At 44.4% G+C, this 19443-nt stretch carries 23 protein-coding genes; 6 read left to right on the top strand and 17 right to left on the bottom strand.

The annotated features are described in order from the left end of the window. Positions 1-478: 478 nt before the first annotated feature. From AB840_RS08260 to AB840_RS08240, 5 genes are all read right to left on the bottom strand, one after another. Positions 479-1408, bottom strand: coding sequence for an ABC transporter ATP-binding protein (locus tag AB840_RS08260; RefSeq protein ID WP_143745063.1), 930 nt, complete (start codon positions 1406-1408; stop codon positions 479-481). A 29-nt stretch (positions 1409-1437) separates the two neighbouring features. Continuing rightward, positions 1438-3180 (bottom strand): ABC transporter permease, encoded by a 1743-nt coding sequence (locus tag AB840_RS08255; protein WP_072061801.1) that lies wholly within the window; start codon positions 3178-3180, stop codon positions 1438-1440. Positions 3181-3197: 17 nt separating this feature from the next. After that, positions 3198-4223 (bottom strand): ABC transporter substrate-binding protein, encoded by a 1026-nt coding sequence (locus AB840_RS08250; RefSeq protein ID WP_078791711.1) that lies wholly within the window; start codon positions 4221-4223, stop codon positions 3198-3200. Between the two features lie 3 nt (positions 4224-4226). Continuing rightward, entirely contained in the window at positions 4227-5003 is a 777-nt protein-coding gene (locus AB840_RS08245; protein ID WP_048514359.1) for a sugar phosphate isomerase/epimerase family protein, read from the bottom strand. Between the two features lie 195 nt (positions 5004-5198). After that, positions 5199-6167, bottom strand: a complete 969-nt coding sequence (locus tag AB840_RS08240) for a P1 family peptidase (RefSeq protein WP_078791710.1) — start codon at positions 6165-6167, stop codon at positions 5199-5201. A 185-nt stretch (positions 6168-6352) separates the two neighbouring features. Here AB840_RS08240 and AB840_RS08235 point away from each other — a divergent pair, with 185 nt between their 5' ends. Together AB840_RS08235 and AB840_RS08230 are read left to right on the top strand one after the other, a co-directional pair. Beyond that, on the top strand, positions 6353-7018 hold the full coding sequence (locus tag AB840_RS08235) for a hypothetical protein (protein ID WP_048514357.1): 666 nt from the start codon (positions 6353-6355) through the stop codon (positions 7016-7018). Between the two features lie 562 nt (positions 7019-7580). After that, positions 7581-7775, top strand: coding sequence for a hypothetical protein (locus AB840_RS08230; protein WP_048514356.1), 195 nt, complete (start codon positions 7581-7583; stop codon positions 7773-7775). 147 nt (positions 7776-7922) lie between these two features. Here the strand turns inward: AB840_RS08230 and AB840_RS08225 are convergent, their stop codons facing one another. Further along, positions 7923-8264, bottom strand: coding sequence for a hypothetical protein (locus AB840_RS08225; RefSeq protein ID WP_048514355.1), 342 nt, complete (start codon positions 8262-8264; stop codon positions 7923-7925). A 329-nt stretch (positions 8265-8593) separates the two neighbouring features. On the opposite strand from AB840_RS08225, the gene AB840_RS16720 reads away from it, so the two are divergent. Next, entirely contained in the window at positions 8594-8833 is a 240-nt protein-coding gene (locus AB840_RS16720) for a hypothetical protein (RefSeq protein WP_143742763.1), read from the top strand. Positions 8834-8918: 85 nt separating this feature from the next. Here the strand turns inward: AB840_RS16720 and dcd are convergent, their stop codons facing one another. Next, a complete protein-coding gene (dcd, locus tag AB840_RS08220; protein WP_048514354.1) occupies positions 8919-9443 on the bottom strand; it encodes a dCTP deaminase in 525 nt (174 codons plus the stop codon). 237 nt (positions 9444-9680) lie between these two features. Here dcd and AB840_RS08215 point away from each other — a divergent pair, with 237 nt between their 5' ends. The 3 genes from AB840_RS08215 (at position 9681) to AB840_RS08205 (ending at position 12054) form a co-directional block, all read left to right on the top strand. Further along, positions 9681-10634, top strand: coding sequence for an ABC transporter ATP-binding protein (locus tag AB840_RS08215; RefSeq protein ID WP_048514353.1), 954 nt, complete (start codon positions 9681-9683; stop codon positions 10632-10634). 13 nt (positions 10635-10647) lie between these two features. Next, entirely contained in the window at positions 10648-11115 is a 468-nt protein-coding gene (locus AB840_RS08210) for a substrate-binding domain-containing protein (protein ID WP_200809925.1), read from the top strand. A gap of 399 nt (positions 11116-11514) precedes the next feature. Then, positions 11515-12054: a DUF6803 family protein gene (locus AB840_RS08205; RefSeq protein ID WP_048514352.1), complete on the top strand. Its 540-nt coding sequence runs from the start codon at positions 11515-11517 to the stop codon at positions 12052-12054. Between the two features lie 70 nt (positions 12055-12124). On the opposite strand, the gene AB840_RS08200 is transcribed toward AB840_RS08205, so the two are convergent. From AB840_RS08200 to AB840_RS08155, 10 genes are all read right to left on the bottom strand, one after another. Beyond that, positions 12125-12808 carry a DNA-methyltransferase gene (locus AB840_RS08200; RefSeq protein ID WP_200809924.1) on the bottom strand — a complete coding sequence of 228 codons (684 nt, stop codon included), beginning with the start codon at positions 12806-12808 and terminating at the stop codon, positions 12125-12127. Between the two features lie 188 nt (positions 12809-12996). After that, the gene (locus tag AB840_RS08195; RefSeq protein ID WP_048514350.1) at positions 12997-14070 is read right to left on the bottom strand and encodes a hypothetical protein; all 1074 of its coding nucleotides are present in this window, start codon (positions 14068-14070) and stop codon (positions 12997-12999) included. 1 nt (position 14071) lies between these two features. Further along, positions 14072-15016, bottom strand: a complete 945-nt coding sequence (locus tag AB840_RS08190; protein WP_048514349.1) for a hypothetical protein — start codon at positions 15014-15016, stop codon at positions 14072-14074. 14 nt (positions 15017-15030) lie between these two features. Beyond that, a complete protein-coding gene (locus AB840_RS08185) occupies positions 15031-15693 on the bottom strand; it encodes a hypothetical protein (protein WP_048514348.1) in 663 nt (220 codons plus the stop codon). A gap of 125 nt (positions 15694-15818) precedes the next feature. Further along, positions 15819-16403 (bottom strand): hypothetical protein, encoded by a 585-nt coding sequence (locus tag AB840_RS08180; RefSeq protein WP_053078152.1) that lies wholly within the window; start codon positions 16401-16403, stop codon positions 15819-15821. Between the two features lie 58 nt (positions 16404-16461). Next, complete coding sequence (locus tag AB840_RS08175; RefSeq protein WP_048514347.1) at positions 16462-16818, bottom strand: hypothetical protein; 357 nt, start codon at positions 16816-16818, stop codon at positions 16462-16464. A 5-nt stretch (positions 16819-16823) separates the two neighbouring features. After that, entirely contained in the window at positions 16824-17405 is a 582-nt protein-coding gene (locus AB840_RS08170) for a GH25 family lysozyme (RefSeq protein WP_048514346.1), read from the bottom strand. After that, positions 17402-17710: a hypothetical protein gene (locus AB840_RS08165; RefSeq protein WP_078791709.1), complete on the bottom strand. Its 309-nt coding sequence runs from the start codon at positions 17708-17710 to the stop codon at positions 17402-17404. Before AB840_RS08165 ends, AB840_RS08170 begins: the two co-directional genes overlap by 4 nt. Before the next feature lie 47 nt (positions 17711-17757). Next, complete coding sequence (locus tag AB840_RS08160) at positions 17758-18009, bottom strand: hypothetical protein (protein ID WP_048514345.1); 252 nt, start codon at positions 18007-18009, stop codon at positions 17758-17760. 296 nt (positions 18010-18305) lie between these two features. Beyond that, a complete protein-coding gene (locus tag AB840_RS08155; protein WP_048514344.1) occupies positions 18306-19442 on the bottom strand; it encodes a phage baseplate protein in 1137 nt (378 codons plus the stop codon). Between the last annotated feature and the right edge of the window lies 1 nt (position 19443).

The following is a 19443-nucleotide window of genomic DNA, read 5'->3' as shown; positions in this document are numbered from 1 at the left end:
GCGCAGGACAGTCCCGCATACCAGGCACGACGAGGCATTCTTGCTACTTTGTATTTCATAAGGCTTCTCCATTTCCACATAGCATCTATTTTCGATACTAGTAATCATTTTCTGTTTGCCATTATATCAAATACAGCCCAATCCTTCTACTCCATTCGGACATAAAAATGATCCGTTTGGACATTTTTTCAAAATAGTATAGATAAAACATACTATGCGTGCTGTTTTTCGTCTGTTTTGAGAAAATGATTTTTTTAAATGATCCCATGCAATATAATACGAGGCCGGTTCCGTATACCGGTTGTTCCTTCTATATACATGGGATATATTTCTCCCCCATATGGACAAATGAAAATCCCGTCCGGTATTTTCCCGGACGGGATTGGTGCATCTGCGGTTTATTTTAGTTTTCCTGGGGTTTGCTTTCTTTTCGTTTACAACGTTACGAAACACGTCATAACAGGCGGCGGCAGCGCTGTTACACGTCAAATATCAGATACACGTCTTCACCAAGGTCAAATTGTTCATCACAGCCGGCAAAAACTGTAAAGCGATCAGTGCCGCAACGGAGGGAATACTGTATTTCCCTGCCGTTATATTGCTTGTTGATAATGGTTGCCGGCAAGCCGTCGCCGCCGCGGACGATTTTGAATTGTTCCGGCCGTACAGGATACAGGCCTTTTTGCTTAAAAATATCCGCCACCCTATGCCCATCATAGACCAAGGGGCAGTCTGCTACTTTAAAAACCTGCCGGTCCCACCGCCCTTTGACCATATTGCATTGGCTGACAAAGGAGGCCACAAACTCCGTCTCCGGATGAGCATACATGTCCTGCGGCGTCCCTATCTGCTCGATAGCGCCCTCCCGCATAACGAGAATGCGGTCCGCCATAGCCAGGGCTTCGCTCTGGTCATGAGTGACATAAAGAATTGTCGCGCCTGTACGGCGGTGTATATTCTGGATTTCCTGCCGCATGCTGATCTTCAGTTCCGCGTCCAAAGCGCTCAAGGGCTCGTCCATGAGCAGAATCGAGGGTCTGCCCACAATAGCGCGAGCCAGCGCAACGCGCTGCCGCTGACCGCCGGAGAGCTGTCCCGGCAGGCGATCGGCATAGGGTGCCAGCCCCAGGCTTTCTATGACCCGTTCGACGGCTTTCTTTTTTTTCTCTCGGGACAGGTGTTTCTGCCGCTTGCTTTTCATGGGAAATTCCACATGCTCCCGCACGGTCATATGAGGCCACAGAGCAAAGGACTGAAATACCATACCCAAATCCCGATCTTCCACGGCCACCATGTGTCCCTGCCCGGAATATATCTGATCGTTCAGGCGGATGATGCCGTCCGTTGGTTCAATAAAGCCGCCGACCGACCGCAGCAGCGTCGTCTTACCACAGCCGGAGGGTCCCAAAACGGCAATAAATTCAGATGGCGCAATAGTCAGATTAATGTCCTTGAGTGCCCATGCCGGGCCAAACTTTTTTTGCGATGTGTTCGAGATACAGGCTCATTTTCTGTTTCCCCTTCTTTTTGTCCCGATGTAAACCGGGTCATGCCGTAGCCGCCCAGCACGAGTATGACAATGATCGCCGACATGGCGGCCGACAAGCTGTAATCACCGGCCTGCTGGAAGTTGAAAATCGTCAGGCCGATGGTTTTCGTTCCGGCGCTGGCCAGCATAGATGACAGGGTCAATTCCGTCAGGGCCGATACAAAAATCAGAAAGGATCCTGCTAATACGGGCTGAACCAGCAAGGGAATCAAAATCTTCTGCCACAGGACCCGCGGGCCCCGGCCTGATGCGCGCACAGCATCCTCCAGCTCGGGATTGACGGCCAGCAGCGCCGTCGTACTGCCTTTGATCTGCAGGATCAGATATCTTGTAATATAGGCGATAATCAAAATATGGATCGTGCCGTATATGCCGGGGTGTACGCCCGGCAGCGGTTCGGCCCAGTGAAAAATCATGGCCAGCGACAACACGATACCCGGAATAGCATAGGTCAGGGACGCGCATTTTTCCGCCACAGCCGTGACGCGACTGTGTCTCCGTACCTTCATATAGGCCATGGCCGTACCGATAAGAATGCAAGCAGCGCACGTGACTACCGCCAGCATCAGGCTGTTGCGTACTGCCGAAAGAACGCCGGCATTGGTACATACAAAAGCAAAGTTTTTGAGAGAAAGATTGGCGCTTGTTATAGCCAATCCGTAATTTTTCAAAAAAGCGCTGGCGGTCATGGATACGAGGGGCACTATATCAATCAGTCCCAGAATAGTGATCAGCCCCCATTCCAACAGCCGGCGGCACCGCATTGACAGAGGTATCCGCACGGAATGATCTTCCTTGATGCTTTCCAGCGCATCGCCTTTTTTCAGCAGGCAGCCTTCCAGCAACGTGCCGGCTGCCGCCATACCTGACAGTATCACTGACAGGGCCGCCGCCATGGGAAAGGCATCGGGACCGAAGCTGATGGCTTTCTCATAAATATAGGTACTCAGTACGGGAATATGAGAGGATATCCCTAAAAAGGCCGGAACGGAGAAATTATCGACAGCTGCCAGAAAGGACAGCAGGCTGCCGCTGAGGATAGCCGGCCTGGCTTCTGCCAGATCTACCTTCCGCAGGGTCTGCCATACGCCAAAACCGCAGGCCCGGGCGGCCCATTCCATATCGGCGGGAATGCGGCGCAGCATGTGAATCACGCTCAGATACACAATGGGAACGTTACAGATGCCGATGACCAGAAGAATCCCAACGGTCGAGTAGATATTGACCGGCCCGGCACCGCAGCTCTCCAGAAACTGATTCAGCATACCCCGTTGACTGAAGAGACCGCTCCAGGACAGGGTGATAATATAGGATGGAATAATAAAAGGCATAAGTATCAGCATTTCTATGAGGCGTTTACGCTTGATATTCGTATACGCCACGATCAGTGCCAGGGTACTGCCGATACCGGCTGCCATTACGGTCGACGCAACGGCAATGAGCAGCGTGTTACCGATGGCATCGAGGGTGTGTTTATCCTGAAAAAGCAGGATGAAATTGGACATACCGTACCCGCCCGGACCGGCAAGGCTCATGAGCAGAAGCCGCAGAAGCGGCGCCACAAAGACCACAAACAGCAAGCCGTACAGAAGAATCGTTCCGGCCCGGGCCCGGATTTTTTTGCATTGCATTATCCGGTTCTCCTTTCTTACTGAAATATCGTGCTGAATTGCGTTTTATCGGCTTCACGGCTTTGGTACAAGGTTTTGATATCCACATCCATAGCCGTAATTCCGGCAATAGACTTCAGGCCTCCCGGTGCCGCCACGCCCTCCTTAACGGGTGTATAGCCGAGATCGGAAGCGAGCTGCTGGCCTTTTTCAGATAGAACAAAATTGATAAAGGCCTGGGCCGCTTTTTTATTTTTGGCGGTTTTCAGCATGCCGACCGGTTCCGTAATGGCCGGAGAGCCTTCCCTGGGATATACAAATGCCACAGGTGCGCCGTCTTTTTGGGAGCGGTTGGCCATATAGTCCACAATGATGCCGCAGGCCTTGTCGCCTGATACAACAGCTTTTTGTACAGCACCATTGCCTTTATCCACGGTAATGCCGTTTTGTTTCAGATTGCGAAAAAACTCCCATCCCAGCCCCCGGGTCCGGCTCATAACGCCGACAGTATAGGCCGCGGCGCCGGAATACAGGGGACTTGGCATAATGACCTCTCCCTTGTACTGCGCCAGCGTCAAATCGGCAAAGCCCGAGGGACTGCTTTTGACCCGCGTCGTGTTATACATGATCCCCGTTGTAATCACCTTGGTACCTGTATACATATGATCCGGATCGATGTAGGCCGCCGGTATTCCCTTTAATTCCGGCGAGGCATATGCTTCGAGCATATGTTTTTCCTTCAGCGTTTCAAAGGTCACGCTGTCCGCTACCAGCAGCACATCAGCCTGGACTGCGCCGGCCTTTTTTTCGGCCAGCACCTTGCTGACGATTTCTTCCGTGCCGGAGCGGAAGATACTGACCTTGACGTCCGGATGTTCTTTGTTGAAGACTTCTATGAGCTTCTGGGCGTCTGCTTCTGGCTGTGATGTATATAACACCAGCTCGCCTGACACGCCGCTGCTTTCATCCTGAGATTCCCCACCCTGCCCGGAACAGCCGAACAGGGTCAGCATGATCACACTTGCCGCCGCCAGCATACAGAACTGCCTCGTCCATTTTTTCATTGGTTAAATCCCTCCCTGACTCTGCAAAAATGCGATATTTTGATGAAGTACATGAAAATATCTGCCCGGATCGTAGCCTTCCACTACCATAGGCAGGCCGTACGCGCATAATACCGGCAGCAACGAAACAAAATCGTAATCGCCGTCTGACAGCGGAGTATGATACCGGCTGCCCTGCCGGTTGCTGATATGAAGCTTGGAGATGCTTGGCAAATGGTCCAATATATACAAGGCTTCTTCTTCGTTATCACAGTGCGCTACATCCAGGGTATAGGAAAAGAAATCAAAGAGATCCCGCGTGACCTCCTGCATCACTTCGATATCAGTGACAAATTCCTTGGGTGTCTTTTCCATGATTTCCAGAGATACGGGAATTCCCAGACGAACAGACGCGCCGGCAATTTCCTGAAACGAGTCATACATAATGACGGCACATTCGCTGCGGCAGCAGGTCGTCGTCATATGACCCGGATGGACGGTTATTTCCGACGCTCCCAGCTTGCGGGCCAGTTCCATAGACGCAATAACTTCTTTGACCGAGGTCTGGCGTATTCCTTCGTTGACAGATGACAGGTTCAGATCCCAGCTGCAGCTGTGTATCACCGTCTGCATTGGGTATTGGCCGGCCAGACGCACATATTCGGTTTCATCATATTCCTGATAAAAAAAATGCTGTGCCCAAAATTCCATACCGGCCAGGCCGTTTTCGACAATCTGACAGAACATTTCTTTCAGTGAGGCATTCCACATCAGGGTGGAGGATGCTAATATGGGTACCATTGCTATTCTCCTTTCATTTGATAAGGTATTATAGGCATCCCAATGTAAAGGTTCCGGCTAATTCTCGTAAAAAGGAAATAAAGCCCGCAGATGCATGTCCTTTCATAGGATTGGGTAATTTGGACACGACAAAAAACGGGTATGCCACACTACTGTAGTATGACATACCCGCTTGCATTTTGTTATAACAACGCACTACCGCGCTGCCGCCGGCAGCCCGTAGGCCGGCTCTGCTGCCAGTACGGCCCGTCGGACAGCACATTCCACCGCATAGGCTGCCAGCGTGCCAGTGACGCTTACTTCTGCCGGGACCGTGCCTATGCTCAGGGCATAGAGAGAATCACCGTCCGCCGTCGTATTGACGGGACGAATGGTCCGGACAATACCGTTACCCGCCAGGGCCGCAATTTTCGTCAAGCAAGTCTTATCAAAAGCCCCGTTGGTCAATACGGCGCCGATGGTCGTATTAGTCGTGCCTGACGCACGCTGCGAAAAGAGCGTCGGCGTCACACCATATTCTTCGAGCATGACCCGGCGCGTACCGGCAAAGCCCGTACCGTCCTGATTACGCATCCCGGCTATAATTTCATTGCGGTCATCATACACATCCCCGACGGCATTGACGACTACAATTGCCGCGGCCTGCAGCTCGCCGATCTGAAGTGCGCAGATTCCCAGGCCGGATTTCATCATATACGCCGGACCGCATAATTTGCCAACGGTAGCGCCGGTACCGGCGCCATGATTGCCCTCCTGCAGCTGATTTTGTTCCGCCGCCTCGCAAGCCGCATAGCCCATAGCCGCATCAGGCCGGACGTTGGCGCCGCAGCCCAAATCGTAAATACAAGAGGCCGCTACAAGGGGCACCTTGCATACCCGCGTCGCAAAGCCGATATCGTGATCTTCCAAATACCGCATCACGCCACCTGCCGCATCCAGGCCAAAGGCACTGCCGCCGCTGAGCAGCACGGCATGAATTTTTTCCGCCGCTGCCGACGGCTTGAGCAGTTCTGTTTCTCTGCCGGCAGGACCGCCGCCGCGCACATCAATGCCGCACGGCGCGCCATCTGGGCAGAGAATGACCGTACAGCCTGTACCGCCTTCCTTATTTTCCGCATTTCCGGCATAAAATCCCGTCATATCCTGCAGTCTTATTTTCTTCACTATATGCCTCCTTTATGCAGGCTCATTTGCATCTTGCCTGCCGCTATCACCGTTGTGTATCCCTTTTCCTGTTTTCCAGTCTCAAAAAGTATTCATAAAAAAGCCGTTGTTATGCATAGCCGACTGCCTGCACCGGTAAAATGTGGTATACTTAACTTGAAATTCATAACAGGGAGCCAAGAGGTATGCCAAATACACAAAAAAGGGCAGTACGGACTATTCCTCATGCCGTGCGCCTGAATATAACCGATATAATAGAAATAGATACTACATTGAAGAAATACAGTCCTGACGTACTGTATTCCTTTTGCAGCAATCCCGATTATTATGAAGGCCGAACATGGGAGGAACTGCTCCAACTCGCGGATACGCTGTCTATCAAGGAGCTATCCGGCATAACGATCGAAGCTCCTTCTCTGGACTTCGAAATACACATCGCCGGTTCTACACATATATACTTTTTTTACTCTTACAAGCTGGAAGGGCTCTCTGATGAACTCATCCGCATATTGTCCAAGCACACCAGCCCGCTCCTGCAAATTGATGCCCGGGCCATTATTCCGATCCCGATCATCTGTACGGCCGTATTTTTTCTCGCCCACACGGTCTTGCCGGCCGCTTCACCGCTGCGCTGGGACATCAGCGCAGCCAGCATGATTGTGCTGCTGGCCGTTGCCCTGGGTACGCTGGTACGATTGATATACAGCTCTCAGTCACACATTTATCTGCACACCTACAAAATTTCCTTTTTCTGGAAACGGTATTATCTATCTGAAAAAATCGTCAACAAGCTGCTCGATATCGGCATCGGTATTATCGGAACACTGCTGTGGATGTATTTCTTCTGGTAATATAAGCGGATGCCGCAGCGCTTCACCAACACCATATACATATAAAATGTACAGGAAAATGCAGCATAAGTCAATTGCCTCAGCGAATTTGAACAGTAAAAAGGAATCCCATAGAGGATTCCTTTTTCTTATTCGGATAGAAATATCATTTTTAATCCATATCCAATACATTGTTTATAGGCATCATATATTTTTCTTCTTTTCAAGCGCAGCATATATCCTGCCTGCCATAATCTGACCCGGCCTATGTTCCGCCTTCAACGAGAAGGACATAGCCGTTCCTTCTATATGTTGTTTTTATAAACGGCGTATGGCCGCCAGCATCCAATTAGTATCCGATAGTCCTTGTATACAGTTATTTTATTGAATCGTTTTTTTGTTAATACATGCATTTTTAATTAATAAAATTGCAAATTTTATCTAAAAGAGGTATAATTTCTTTAAATAACTTTTATTTATCAGTAATAACTGGAAGGATGTGGTGCGGCGTATTTTTTTATTGCTCGCTGTTATAACATATAGTAATTTTCTTAATTCATGATACGGATAGGAAGTGTATAATATGATAGAAAAAGAAATGTATGCGATTTGCTCTCAGGCTCTCGCAAATACCCCCCTGGAAGCGGACTGCAAGGAAATAGCCAAGGCGGTTCAATATGGAGATTACAATGCGGTCGCCAAAATTCTAAAAATAACCATTGCCACCTCTGTCACCGTATGCATTCAGGCAGCATTGGAAAATCAAAACAAAAAATAAGCGGTCCTTTGATTACGATACATATCTTTTACTGAAAAATATGTCCCAAAAAATCGCCGGGACGGCAAGCTTTTTTGGGACATATCATCCATGCGCCTGCACCGGTATAATTCAGCGGCGGCGGGCTCTTTTTCTATATTATAGGCCTTATGTCATGGATCCTAACACCGCTCCTACAATGGCTCCGGCCAGAAATTCGCTGAAGCCGTCGTCACCGTTGTCGTGATGCCATTGATACCAGTCCTTCCATTTATGAGCATGCTCTCTCTGCCAATCCCGGTCGCCCTCGTGTGCCTGCCATTGGCGGTCATATTCGCCCCATTGCTGTTCGTGCTTCTGCCACTTGCGATCATGATTATTCTGCCATTGGTCATCCCGCTGCTGCCATTGCGGGCCCCGCGGCGGCATGGCATACGTATCCGTGATGCCAACGCAGCTCAACGATACTGCAACGGCACCCAAAAGCAAGGTACTGACTAGTTTCTTCATTTGATATCACCTCTTCTTATGTTAATACTACAACTATATGCACACAAAAAGTATAATTCGTTCTGCTCCGCATGTCTATTGCTTTGCGCTACATTACACTGAATTGTAACATTGTCTTCACACAACTGTAATAGTTTATGTTGCTGGGTCTGAGTCGTATGAACCGGCGCCGGCAATCACCACTGCAGCTATTTCTTCATACATATTGCCGGCGCTCCCTTTTGTTACAGTTTGACAACAGAAAGCATCCTCTCTGTCACAGTTTATTCACATTACCATATAGACTTTGTGAACCTCCTTGCTTTATGTATTACCAGCCGGTATGATGTATGTATCCCATACATGGCGGCTCCGTTTATACCGCTTCTTTTATGGCATCGGCAGCCAGCATATCCCGGGAATATACAATACACAGGAAGGTGGTATATATGAATACTGAATTGGCAAAGGAAATCATTGTACTCATCCTCGCAGCGATTGCCATCGGAGTATGTTCCCATCTGAACGACGATTCTGATGATTCTCTGAAGTCTTCCCCCCAGACACATCACCAGCCGCCATCACCATAAGTCCTTAAAAAAAACAGCCATCAGAGCCGAAGCTCCGATGGCTGTTTTTGTGTGCCGACCTGTACGGTCAAGCCGTGCGAAAGTATCACTTTCCCTGAAAATCTTTCCATAGCATGCTCGGCTGAATGCCTGTATTGTTCTGATATTTACCGCGTCGGTACGTATCGTATTCGCCATCGATATCATGATAATAGATTTGGCAGATTTCCACATTCGGGTAAATACGGATTGGCTGGACACAGAATATTTCCAGCGTCCAGTATCCGGCAAATCCGACATCGCCAAAGCCGGCCGTCACATGAATAAAGACACCCAGACGACCTACAGAGGAACGCCCTTCCAGCATGGGAATATATCCGTCAGTCTTGGTGTATTCATTGGTACGGCCTAAATACAGCGTATTGGGCTTCAGCATGTAGCCGCCTTCCGGAATCAAAATAGTCGAAGCGGTATTCGGTTTCGCCATATCCAATTCATGCTGGTCATATATCATCAGCTGATTATATAACGAAAGATTGTAGCTGTTGGGATTGACCCGTTCCGGATGAAACGGCGTAATAACGATTTCCTTGCCAAGATGCTTTACTATTTCCCTGCCTGACAAAATCATGAATTCTCCACCCTTTGCATAAAATTTGCTGTTTTGTATATTCTTTAATCTTTTATAACGTTATTATATACCAAATCCGGTTTTGTATCCACTGAAAACATGTGTTCTCTTTCTTTTTTTTCCTGCCGCGGCGCAATATGGCGGGCTGAATTGTCTTTACATAGTCCTTACGTACGGTTTACCTGTTTTTCATGTTGCCTGTATAAAATGAAAAAGGATGTACATCAGGAGGTACTTATGGAAATCTCGCTTCGTCACATTATCAAAACATACGGTGAGAAAACGGTGATCACCGATATATCCCTAACGGTAGCCGGCGGCAGCTTTACCACGCTGCTGGGTCCGTCTGGCTGCGGAAAAACGACGCTGCTGCGCATGATTGCCGGTTTGGAAACACCCGATTCGGGAGAAATTTATTTTGGTGAGCACTGCATGTTTTCAGCCGCCGCACGCCGTTGTGTGCCGCCGGAAAAACGCGGCCTGGCCTTTGTATTTCAAGATTTTTCCCTGTGGCCGCACATGACAGTATTCGAAAACGTGGCCTTTGGCCTGCGCGCCTCCGGTCATACTCCAAACATATCCCGGCAGGTCCATGACGCGCTCCGTGCGGTGCGGCTGGATACGCTTTCGAACCGCTATCCGCATCAGTTATCCGGCGGCCAGCAGCAGCGCGTCGCCTTTGCCAGAGCGATCGTCATCAAGCCCGAGTGCATCCTTTTCGACGAACCCTTATCCGCGCTTGACGCCCTGCTGCGTGCGGAAATGCGTTTGGAACTGCGCGAGCTCGTATCCACGCGGGGTATTACGGCAGTGTTTGTTACGCACGATCAAGCCGAAGCCATGAGCATGAGCGATAAAATCGCCGTATTCTCCGGTGGTCATATCGAGCAATATGATCCTCCTGAAGAAATTTACAATCATCCTGCGACTTCTTTCGTAGCTCGTTTTGTTGGCTCTTCCAATTGGATTGACGATCATCATATGTTCCGTCCGGAAAAAGCCTGCATCCAGCCACTGCCAGCGGGACAAGCATTTTCCGTCCGCGTTGTTTCCAGTTTATTTTTAGGCCGCGTATATCAAATTCATTTAAAATACGGAAACGCGGACTGGACTTATTTATCTCCAGTCAAAATCCCGGCCGGAACTGATTTTCCTATCTATATCGACAAGCATGATGTCATTTCTTTATGAATTATAAAAACCAGTGAAAAGAGGAACGCAAATGAAAATGAAAAAACTTGTTTCCGCAGTTCTTGCCGCCTGTGTATGTCTGAGTCTCGCCGCCTGCGGCACCCATACCGATATCGGCGCCAACAGCGCGCCGGCAAAAGCTGACAGCGGCAAGGTCACGGTCTACATGCCGTCACCGGCAGGCCTTTCTGACAAAATCGCCAACGGTTTTGAAAAAAAGACCGGCATCAAGGTCGAAAAGTACCAAGGCACGACAGGTGAGATTCTGGCCCGTCTGGAAGCGGAAAAATCCAATCCCGCCGCCGATGTGGTCATTCTGGCCTCTTGGTCGGACGGTCTTGCCATGAAGAAAAAGGGGGAAATCGCGTCGTACACGCCGGCCGGGGCAGATAAACTGGTCAAGGGCTGGATCGACAGTGACAAGCAGCTCATCGGCTACAGTGCCTCGGCAGTCGGCGTTATTTACAATACAAATATCTAATAGCCATTTTAATTCATTCAAATTCATTCAAAACGGCATAAAATAGGGCTTTGTGGTAAAGTGCTATAGTAATACCTTACTCAGATTAATGCAGGTTTATCTATTTATTTTTGACGATTTTTTGACGACAAAAGAGGACTCTGGTTATGGAATCCTCTTTATATTACCCCAACTGCCAAAAAGATAATAATCAGTTTAACGGTTCAGGGAAAGGAGATTACGGTTTATATATCTAGCAAGATATGGAAAACGAAAGAATAAAAAATTATCCTTCAAAAACTAATCAAAATTCTAATGTTATCATCTATATGTATCTTCACATTTTCTTCATTATTTCTTCATATTTTGCTCACATCTTTCATATATAATGTATACAAAAGCCTGAGGAGGTATAAAAAAATGATTATGACTCATTATATGGAACTATTATCACTACATCAGCCGTGGTTTTTAATTTTATTTATGCTGGTGCCAATCGTTTTAGCTGAAACGATCCTAGCTTGTGCAATTTTTGGTCTCATTTATAAAAATGAGAAAAGTACCCGTTGGCAGTCATGGGGACGAAAAAGTACCATTACATTAGGAATATTTTTTATTTTGGCTACTATTTATTTAGCTGTTTTTTATGTACCATCGATTACTAATTGGCGTGGCCCAATCGATTATATTGCCGTTTTCTCTTATATGTTGGCAGTCATTCCTGCTGTATTATTATTACTGCAAGCACTAGGTATCATTGGCAAACAGTTGGACTTCACAAAGAAAAATATACGTGATGCAATTCTCTTAATTCTATTTGTTGTTTTTACCCATTTCGCAATGGTATTTGGCATGGCTGATCCACGGCTTGCCGGATATGTACCACCGCAAAATTCAATGCATATGGATCACCAAACAATGAATCATCCTACAATGAAACACGACATGAATTCCAAATAATTATAACAAAACTAAAAATAATTAAATAGCCAAAGCGCCGAACCACTCATCAGAGCAGATCGGCGCTTTTTTATCCAACTTCTTTTATTCTTTTTTCAGCGATATCGTAGTACACTTTTGTCTTCTCAAATCCAACGTACTGTCGATTATGCTTCTTCGCTGCTACGCACGTTGTGCCGCTGCCAGCAAATGGATCCAAGATAACAGCTTCTTCCGGGACAATCTGAACCAGTTCTTCCATGAGCGGCGTCGGCTTTCCGGTCAAGTGAAATTTATCCTTCTGTTTTACTGGAAAATCAAAACAACCAGGATAGGGTCCCGCATGTTTAGCCTTGGGACACTTTCCGTTTGTACCCCATACGATATATTCGCATTGATGCCGAAAATAGCCTTTATGCGGTGCTCTCGCTCCCAATCCTTTATTCCATGCAACAATGCCCCGCCAAATCAGTCCACCCATCTGTAAGGCGTCTGAGGCTGCGGGAAGCTGCCGCCAATCCGTAAACATCAAGAAGTATCCTTCCGGCTTTAAAATGCGCTGGCAATCATTGATCCACAATGCACACCAATGCATCCAAGACCGCTGATCCATCGTATCACTTGCAAAATCCGGCCGATGGACAATAACGTTAGAAGATTGTTCATACTTGCTGGACGGAGTTTGAGCTCGTGCGTTTGCTGTTTGGCCACCGCTGCAATATGGCGGATCTGTGATAACTGCATCAACAGAATTATCTGCAAGCTGCTGCAGCAATTCTATAGAATCACCACATATAATCTGATTTAAAAACTTTTCGTTCGTTTACAACCACCTCATAATAATAGATTTGACTAGTCTAGTAATATTGTAGCACGACCGGGGCAATATGTCGAACATTTGTTCTTTTCCATAATAAAAACATTATAATGCTAGGACATCTATCATTGTTTTTACCGCTTCATTTAATCATGCTGGTGGGAAATTAATTCCTGATATACTTCATCAGCAACATTTTGAAATTCTATTATTATACCATTTTGTTCCGTTTTTAAAAATGGTTGAACAGATATTCTCCCATCTTCTTCCCAATATGTTTTGTCAATTTCAACTTTCAAATCATTATTTTTAAAACTTAAATTAATAGCAAATTCTGTTGCTTCTCTTGTATGTTCATACCTATAGCGCATTGCGGCTATGTAATACCCCCTATCAATAGAGTCCTGCACAAATTTATTCAATCTAAGTTCATTCCCATTTAAAATAGCCTGATTTATACCTGATAATGCCTGCGATTCTTGTCCTTCATCATCTATAATTTCACCTTCATCATCTTCTTCATTTGTATCATCAGAATTCCCTCTTTTTACAGTTATCCCTGTTATCGTTTTAAGTCTCCAAGACTCAAATTTATGTTTTGCAATCTGATCAAAAAATTCCACTTTATTAGATGTTACTAATGAGTTCAAATTTATATGCTCAATTTGAAATTCATTATTTCCTGCTATCTTTTGGATAAATTCTACCGCATGTTTAGAATCAATTGATGAAGGTTGTCTTATATCAATAGTTACTTTTTTATCTGATATCTTTCTAATATTCAATTTCAAAAATCTTTTTTCATATTCTAACAATCTATTACGACCTGGCGATTTTCTTTGATATGAAAACTGAACACTTATGCTGTTTTGTTCTTTTACAGGCATTTCAAGTGTATAATCTTTTACCTTTTCTGATTTATATTTATTTATTTCATCAAGTATAATGTCTAAAATATTTCCATCGGTGCTTGACTTTAAACATAAATTCATAACTAAAGATTTTTCATAATTATTATCATTAATCATGATATCTCGTATTTCTGATATTTCACTAGATCCCAAAAAAACAGTATAGATTTGCTCTGCAAATTGTTCTGCATTACTTGCAGTAAAAATAATACCTTTTTGTTTTAAATAAGCTTTAAATGCAGATGTTTTTAATTTTTTATCTACAATAAGACGTTTTAATTCTGTACAATCCACATATTCTGTAATCATGCTATATCCTCCCTATATCAACTGGGGATAAATTGCGATTATCAATATAATCAATTTTTATTTTCTGACGTATATCTTCATCAATTGGATGTTGTATATTACTTAATGTACTTATAAAATTATTTTTTATAAAGCTACCATCATCTTTTCTCTGGGGATAAAAAATAAAAACCAATTCTGCTGCGTCTTGAAGTTGATAATACTTGAACATGCTCCATATGTATTTAAAGCTATTTATTGATATTTCATCAAAAGAAATTAGTATTTTTCTTTTTTTTGGCATTTTATATAATTTCCCATCATTTGTACAATCTACTTGAACATAATCCTGCGCAAATATATATTTAGAATATAATTGATTAATTGTTATAAAATTTCCCTCTTTCATATTGGAACCTTCTATACTCGGATAAATAAATTTAAAGCCGTCGTTATAATCATTTTGTAATTTATTTAATAGGGAATTCCATTTATCTATCATATCATTTCCAGCAATAAATATATTTATTGCACTTCTTCGAGACTTAATATTTATACTTTTTAAATATCCATAAAATTTTTTTTTATCAAATTGATCATTCGCATGAATCAACAAAAGTCCCGTACACAAATTACAATCTCCCAATTCAATTTTATCCAGTTCAATTGCAGAACTTGCGCATTCAATACTATTGATAAGTTCACTAACCCAATGATTGATTTCGGATAGAGTAATAGATTGCATCTTCCTATTCTTGCATTCAATAATTATTCCCTGCTTCCTTCCTAAATACGGGTTATCAAAATTCATTAATAAATCTAATCCATGAGTTTTTTTGTCATGAGAGCTTTTCCTTTCACATTTTATTTCAATATCTCTTCCTAACTCGTTCCAGCCAAAACCTCTAAATAATTTTTCGCCAAACCCTTCAAGTTTTTCGCCTATTTTTCTAGCTTGTTCTCCCATAACAATCTCTCCTTTTAGCACATCATCTTTATAATCTTTTGAATTATCTCATCCTTATCATCCTCATCAATTTTACCTATTGAAAATTTACCATGTTTATATATATTAATAGGTGTAGCCAGCCCCGCAATCATAAACGATATTACAGTTGTATTTTTAACATACTTAAGAATTATTGATTTCGGATTATCATGAATCTCTAAATTCACACTGCAATTTACTAATATGTCTTTTTCGATAGGGATATCCATTAATTCCACTTTTAATAAGTAAATCTCAGTTTCATTACAAATTTTATTTATAATTTTTTCTATATCAATAATGTATTCGGAAATGATATATGAATTATCTGAAGTAATCCCAATCAATGTAATAATACGTTGTGCCATTTGCTTGTTTCCAAGTACTAATAATTTTTTATCCATAAGTTGTATCACAAAATCTGCTACATCTACAATCTGTTCCTCAATAAATTCAAAATCTCTTTTTTCAAGATTATATCTACGTTCTCTTTTTACTTTTTGTTTCCAATAAGTCGCCTTAATAAATTTACTATCATACTCATTAACTATTATTCCTTGATCATCCACTGTCCCAAAATCACAAAAACTATTTACCAATTGCTGCAAGCTATAGTTTTCTTTTTGTTCAATTTCATATACAATTACCTGTGTCATTTTTAATCCTCCGATCTAAATTTATTTAATGTTACCAGCTTGCATCATTAATATATTTTATTTACAGTCAAATTATTCATTATTAATAATCATTCGATATTTTTTTATATTTTCCTTCTTTTTTTTTACCATTCCTTCACCGTATAATTCACAGCCCCAGCTTTTTTGCCGTCAGCACGCATGTATACCATGGCTTCCACCCGCCCAGCCTGATACCCAACGCCAGCATATGCGTTGTCGTCCGCATACAATACTCCAGCTTTGATCTTGTGATTGTTTCGAAGATTAATTTTGTATACGTCTACTTTTTGCTGATCCGTATTTGCTGTAACGACAGTTCGGTCTGTTTTTTCTGTAGCCGCTGCAGGTAATGAAATATCATTTTTATTAATGGCATCCGCAGTCTGCTCTGCCGCCTTTTCAACGGTTGGCGATTGTACGTAATACGTAACGGTCGGCGTCGTCGTCCCGTCGTGAATATACTGGATTTCTTTGACAATCTGCCCCGCCGTGGTGCGGTCTACAGCTAAATCTTTCTTGATTTTATTCTGATCGGTGGTATCTTCATATTTCACTACCTGTGCGGCTCCCTGTGCTGTTTTGACATGCTGCAGGTAAAAGTATATGCCCACACATAGTAAAATGGCTATGATCGTCACGCAAGCAATCTGTTTTTTATGAGTACTGATGAAATTTATAATTGTCGTCATGGTACGCCTCCATATATAAAAATAAGCCGGCAGGAATTTCCCGCCGGCCGTTTTGCGCTTAAAAGAAGAACAGTCTGTAAACAATCGCCGCCAGGGCAACAATTTCAACTGCGTTCATGATATCGTTTCCGTATTTCTGCCTGAAAGACGTTTCAAGGGTTATTACTCCACTCCCTATAGAATTGGACTCTGCCTCTGCCTCTGCCTGGGCAATCAAGGCGTCACGCTTATCCTTCAAAATCTGGATAGCGTCAGCAAACACCTCCGCGCCGTCTGCTTCCAAGTCTGCAATCTTAGCGTCCAGCTTTTCAATATCAGTCTGTTCCGTAGTTGCCGTAACTGCCTGCGTGGTATCCACGGCCTGATCCTGCTGAATATCAGTTGCCGGTGTTGTCTGTCCATTTTCTTCTGCCATAATTATTACTCCCCTTCCTCGTACATTACATCTAAATCTAATTGTCCATTGCTGTCCGAATACTGCCAAAGTACAACTTTCTTTTCCGGATGTTCGTCCTTAAAAGCACAAGACGCTCCATAGTTTGCCGGGAAAAACTTTACATAATCCGCAAACTGCGAAACGTCCATTTGATTCAGCATATTGTAAGATGCGTAAATCCCGCAATCAAACCCGTTCTGGTTCATGACGATGATAAATGCGGATACCAAATCAGTCAACTGCTGGACGGTTAATTTTTGATCGTAGTAACATTCTTCTATATCGAGCCATATTCCACACTTCAATTCTGCTGAGATATTCTGCTTGATCAAATTCGCCATGAATTGCGCTTCCTGCTTGATGCTGTCAGCGTCTTTCCCACGTGCCACGAAGTATACGCCTACGTCCATCCCCGCATCCAACGCCCCGTTGATATTGGCAGCAAATAGATCGTCCATATAATCATGTTCGCCAATTTTTACGACCGCAAATGATTTTCCATTGGATACCGCCTGATTAAAATCAAAATCTTCCTGAGCATAGCTTACGTCAATCCCATATTTCATTTATGTTCTCCTTCCCATTCATCTGGAATGCCGTCATTGTCTTTGTCTACCATCGCTTTGCCGAAAAATCCGACGGCTGCAACAAACGACACCGACGTAATTGCCGTAATGAATTGGATCATAATAGCCAGGTCCGCTTTGCCGGTCGTATTCCACTGCCAGCTCCACGCGGCCATAAACAATAGCATACATATAATCACCAGCAATAAAAAAAGATATACCATCAATCTTGGCATACCTCGTATCTGCAGCTTATCTGTTTTGGATAATGCCGCGACTAACACATTTTGTATTTTTTTCAACAATCTATATTACCTCCTTTTAATTGATCAGATACAGGATCACCGCCTTTCTATTTTCCAAGTAGCTTGAATATAAGTGTAACGAAGAATGAAATGACTGCTCCCAATAACATTGCATCTGTTTTAATTCCGTCAATGCGCTTATGTGCTGACTTTGCCGACGTCAATGCATCCGCAGTGTCTACACTCGATTTCCTCGCGTCAGCCTGTAGCGAGCGCAACTCTTCGTACATAATGTCTATTTTAGATTCCATGCTGCTGAGCCGCCCCAGCAATTCTGTCTGAAAATCATGTTCACCCATGATTCACCGCCTTTATCTATAAATTTCCTGCTCCTTTACGCTGTACGTTGCCAGCAATAATACACTTGATACGGAGGAATATTGTTGTGGGCTGCACCACCGCCAGTATTATCTATACTAAGACTATGCTGATGATCTCCGGCCGTACTGGTGGTCCTATTGGTACTTCCAGTACAATAGCCATCATAATTGTTCCCGTTTACTTTCCCAAAGCCATTAAAAGTTGTAACAGTATGGGAATGATCCCCTGCATTTGCTGCCACATGATTATGGCTGGCCAATTCATCAGTAGGTACCTAAGCTGTTCTGCGCCATCGATAAATGACCTGATAAGGCATCCGATTTTCATGCGTTTTATTGTTACCAACGTTACCTGTGGTACCACTGAATGAATGGAGGTGGTCTCCAGCGTTATTAGTATATAATGTTTGGTTATTAGAACTATAACCGCTACCAGCAAAATAACCAAGATTATCCCATCCCTTAACAGTATAAACGCCATGATTATGCGAACCATTGGACGAAGTGTTTCCGCTAAAAGTATGACTATGGGCTGCCAATTCATCAGTAGTGAGTTTGTGCGATTCTTCCCCGCCAGTTCCACCTACTGTATATGTGGTACCACTATCGGCTGTACCTGCACCTACCAGTACGCGGCCCACGCCGTAACTTTCCCATGTACCCACACCCCATATATCAGCTGGATTGGTGCTACTAGTAGATTCATAAATGCAGCCGACAGGATGAAAATAATCAAATAACTGCGCTACGGTGTAGCCGCCATGCTTTGTTGCGCTACCGGATGTATCCTGCGTGCCGGCTGTATTGACACCTGGTAAATCTACATCAGCAGAACCATCTACACTAACACCGCCTATTTTTCGTGCGGTCTGCCATTTTGTGGCTGTCGCTGCGTTTCCAGTACAAGTTGCCGCATTGGTGGCATTCGGAACCGTCCCTGATACGGCGACGGTCAATTTATCATTGGTGGCATCCGCTGTAATCGTAATATTGGCACCTTGCGCGATCGTCAACGTATCCTGCTTGCCATCTGCCTGAATCGTAATGCTGCCGACAGCCACATTGCTAAACGCATATTGATTCACTTCCGCGCCTGTTGCCACGCCGTCCAGCTTGGTTTTATCGGCTTTGCTCATAAACCCGTCGGCATTTTGTGTGGCATCAGAGTGCACATGCGTAGACGGTGAAAAATAAGAGGCATCTCTCCCGTCTACCTGATCCGCATTTAAATTTGCATTAACATTGCCATTGCTGACAGGCAGTTGCCCGGATGAATTACCCGGAACCAACCCCTGCAGCTTCAAGGCATTGACAATCTGATCCTCAATGATCGCCCGCAGCTGTTCCCGCGCCTCCGCAGGGAACGCAGATAAATACTCGTCGTCTGCCGGTTTTGTGCTGTCATATGCCATA

This window comes from Megasphaera cerevisiae DSM 20462, assembly GCF_001045675.1.
Lineage (GTDB): Bacteria > Bacillota > Negativicutes > Veillonellales > Megasphaeraceae > Megasphaera > Megasphaera cerevisiae.
Note: the sequence above shows the minus strand (reverse complement) of the source record. Positions and strands in the feature narration are given on the sequence as shown.

Excerpts from the sequence above, each read along its gene's own strand:
- AB840_RS08255 (WP_072061801.1), bottom strand. The coding sequence starts at position 3,180 with ATGCAATGCAAAAAAATCCGGGCCCGGGCCGGAACGATTCTTCTGTAC.
- AB840_RS08250 (WP_078791711.1), bottom strand. The coding sequence starts at position 4,223 with ATGAAAAAATGGACGAGGCAGTTCTGTATGCTGGCGGCGGCAAGTGTG.
- AB840_RS08245 (WP_048514359.1), bottom strand. The coding sequence starts at position 5,003 with ATGGTACCCATATTAGCATCCTCCACCCTGATGTGGAATGCCTCACTG.
- AB840_RS08235 (WP_048514357.1), top strand. The coding sequence starts at position 6,353 with ATGCCAAATACACAAAAAAGGGCAGTACGGACTATTCCTCATGCCGTG.
- AB840_RS08230 (WP_048514356.1), top strand. The coding sequence starts at position 7,581 with ATGATAGAAAAAGAAATGTATGCGATTTGCTCTCAGGCTCTCGCAAAT.
- AB840_RS08225 (WP_048514355.1), bottom strand. The coding sequence starts at position 8,264 with ATGAAGAAACTAGTCAGTACCTTGCTTTTGGGTGCCGTTGCAGTATCG.
- AB840_RS16720 (WP_143742763.1), top strand. The coding sequence starts at position 8,594 with ATGTATCCCATACATGGCGGCTCCGTTTATACCGCTTCTTTTATGGCA.
- dcd (WP_048514354.1), bottom strand. The coding sequence starts at position 9,443 with ATGATTTTGTCAGGCAGGGAAATAGTAAAGCATCTTGGCAAGGAAATC.
- AB840_RS08215 (WP_048514353.1), top strand. The coding sequence starts at position 9,681 with ATGGAAATCTCGCTTCGTCACATTATCAAAACATACGGTGAGAAAACG.
- AB840_RS08205 (WP_048514352.1), top strand. The coding sequence starts at position 11,515 with ATGATTATGACTCATTATATGGAACTATTATCACTACATCAGCCGTGG.
- AB840_RS08195 (WP_048514350.1), bottom strand. The coding sequence starts at position 14,070 with ATGATTACAGAATATGTGGATTGTACAGAATTAAAACGTCTTATTGTA.
- AB840_RS08190 (WP_048514349.1), bottom strand. The coding sequence starts at position 15,016 with ATGGGAGAACAAGCTAGAAAAATAGGCGAAAAACTTGAAGGGTTTGGC.
- AB840_RS08185 (WP_048514348.1), bottom strand. The coding sequence starts at position 15,693 with ATGACACAGGTAATTGTATATGAAATTGAACAAAAAGAAAACTATAGC.
- AB840_RS08180 (WP_053078152.1), bottom strand. The coding sequence starts at position 16,403 with ATGACGACAATTATAAATTTCATCAGTACTCATAAAAAACAGATTGCT.
- AB840_RS08175 (WP_048514347.1), bottom strand. The coding sequence starts at position 16,818 with ATGGCAGAAGAAAATGGACAGACAACACCGGCAACTGATATTCAGCAG.
- AB840_RS08170 (WP_048514346.1), bottom strand. The coding sequence starts at position 17,405 with ATGAAATATGGGATTGACGTAAGCTATGCTCAGGAAGATTTTGATTTT.
- AB840_RS08160 (WP_048514345.1), bottom strand. The coding sequence starts at position 18,009 with ATGGGTGAACATGATTTTCAGACAGAATTGCTGGGGCGGCTCAGCAGC.
- AB840_RS08155 (WP_048514344.1), bottom strand. The coding sequence starts at position 19,442 with ATGGCATATGACAGCACAAAACCGGCAGACGACGAGTATTTATCTGCG.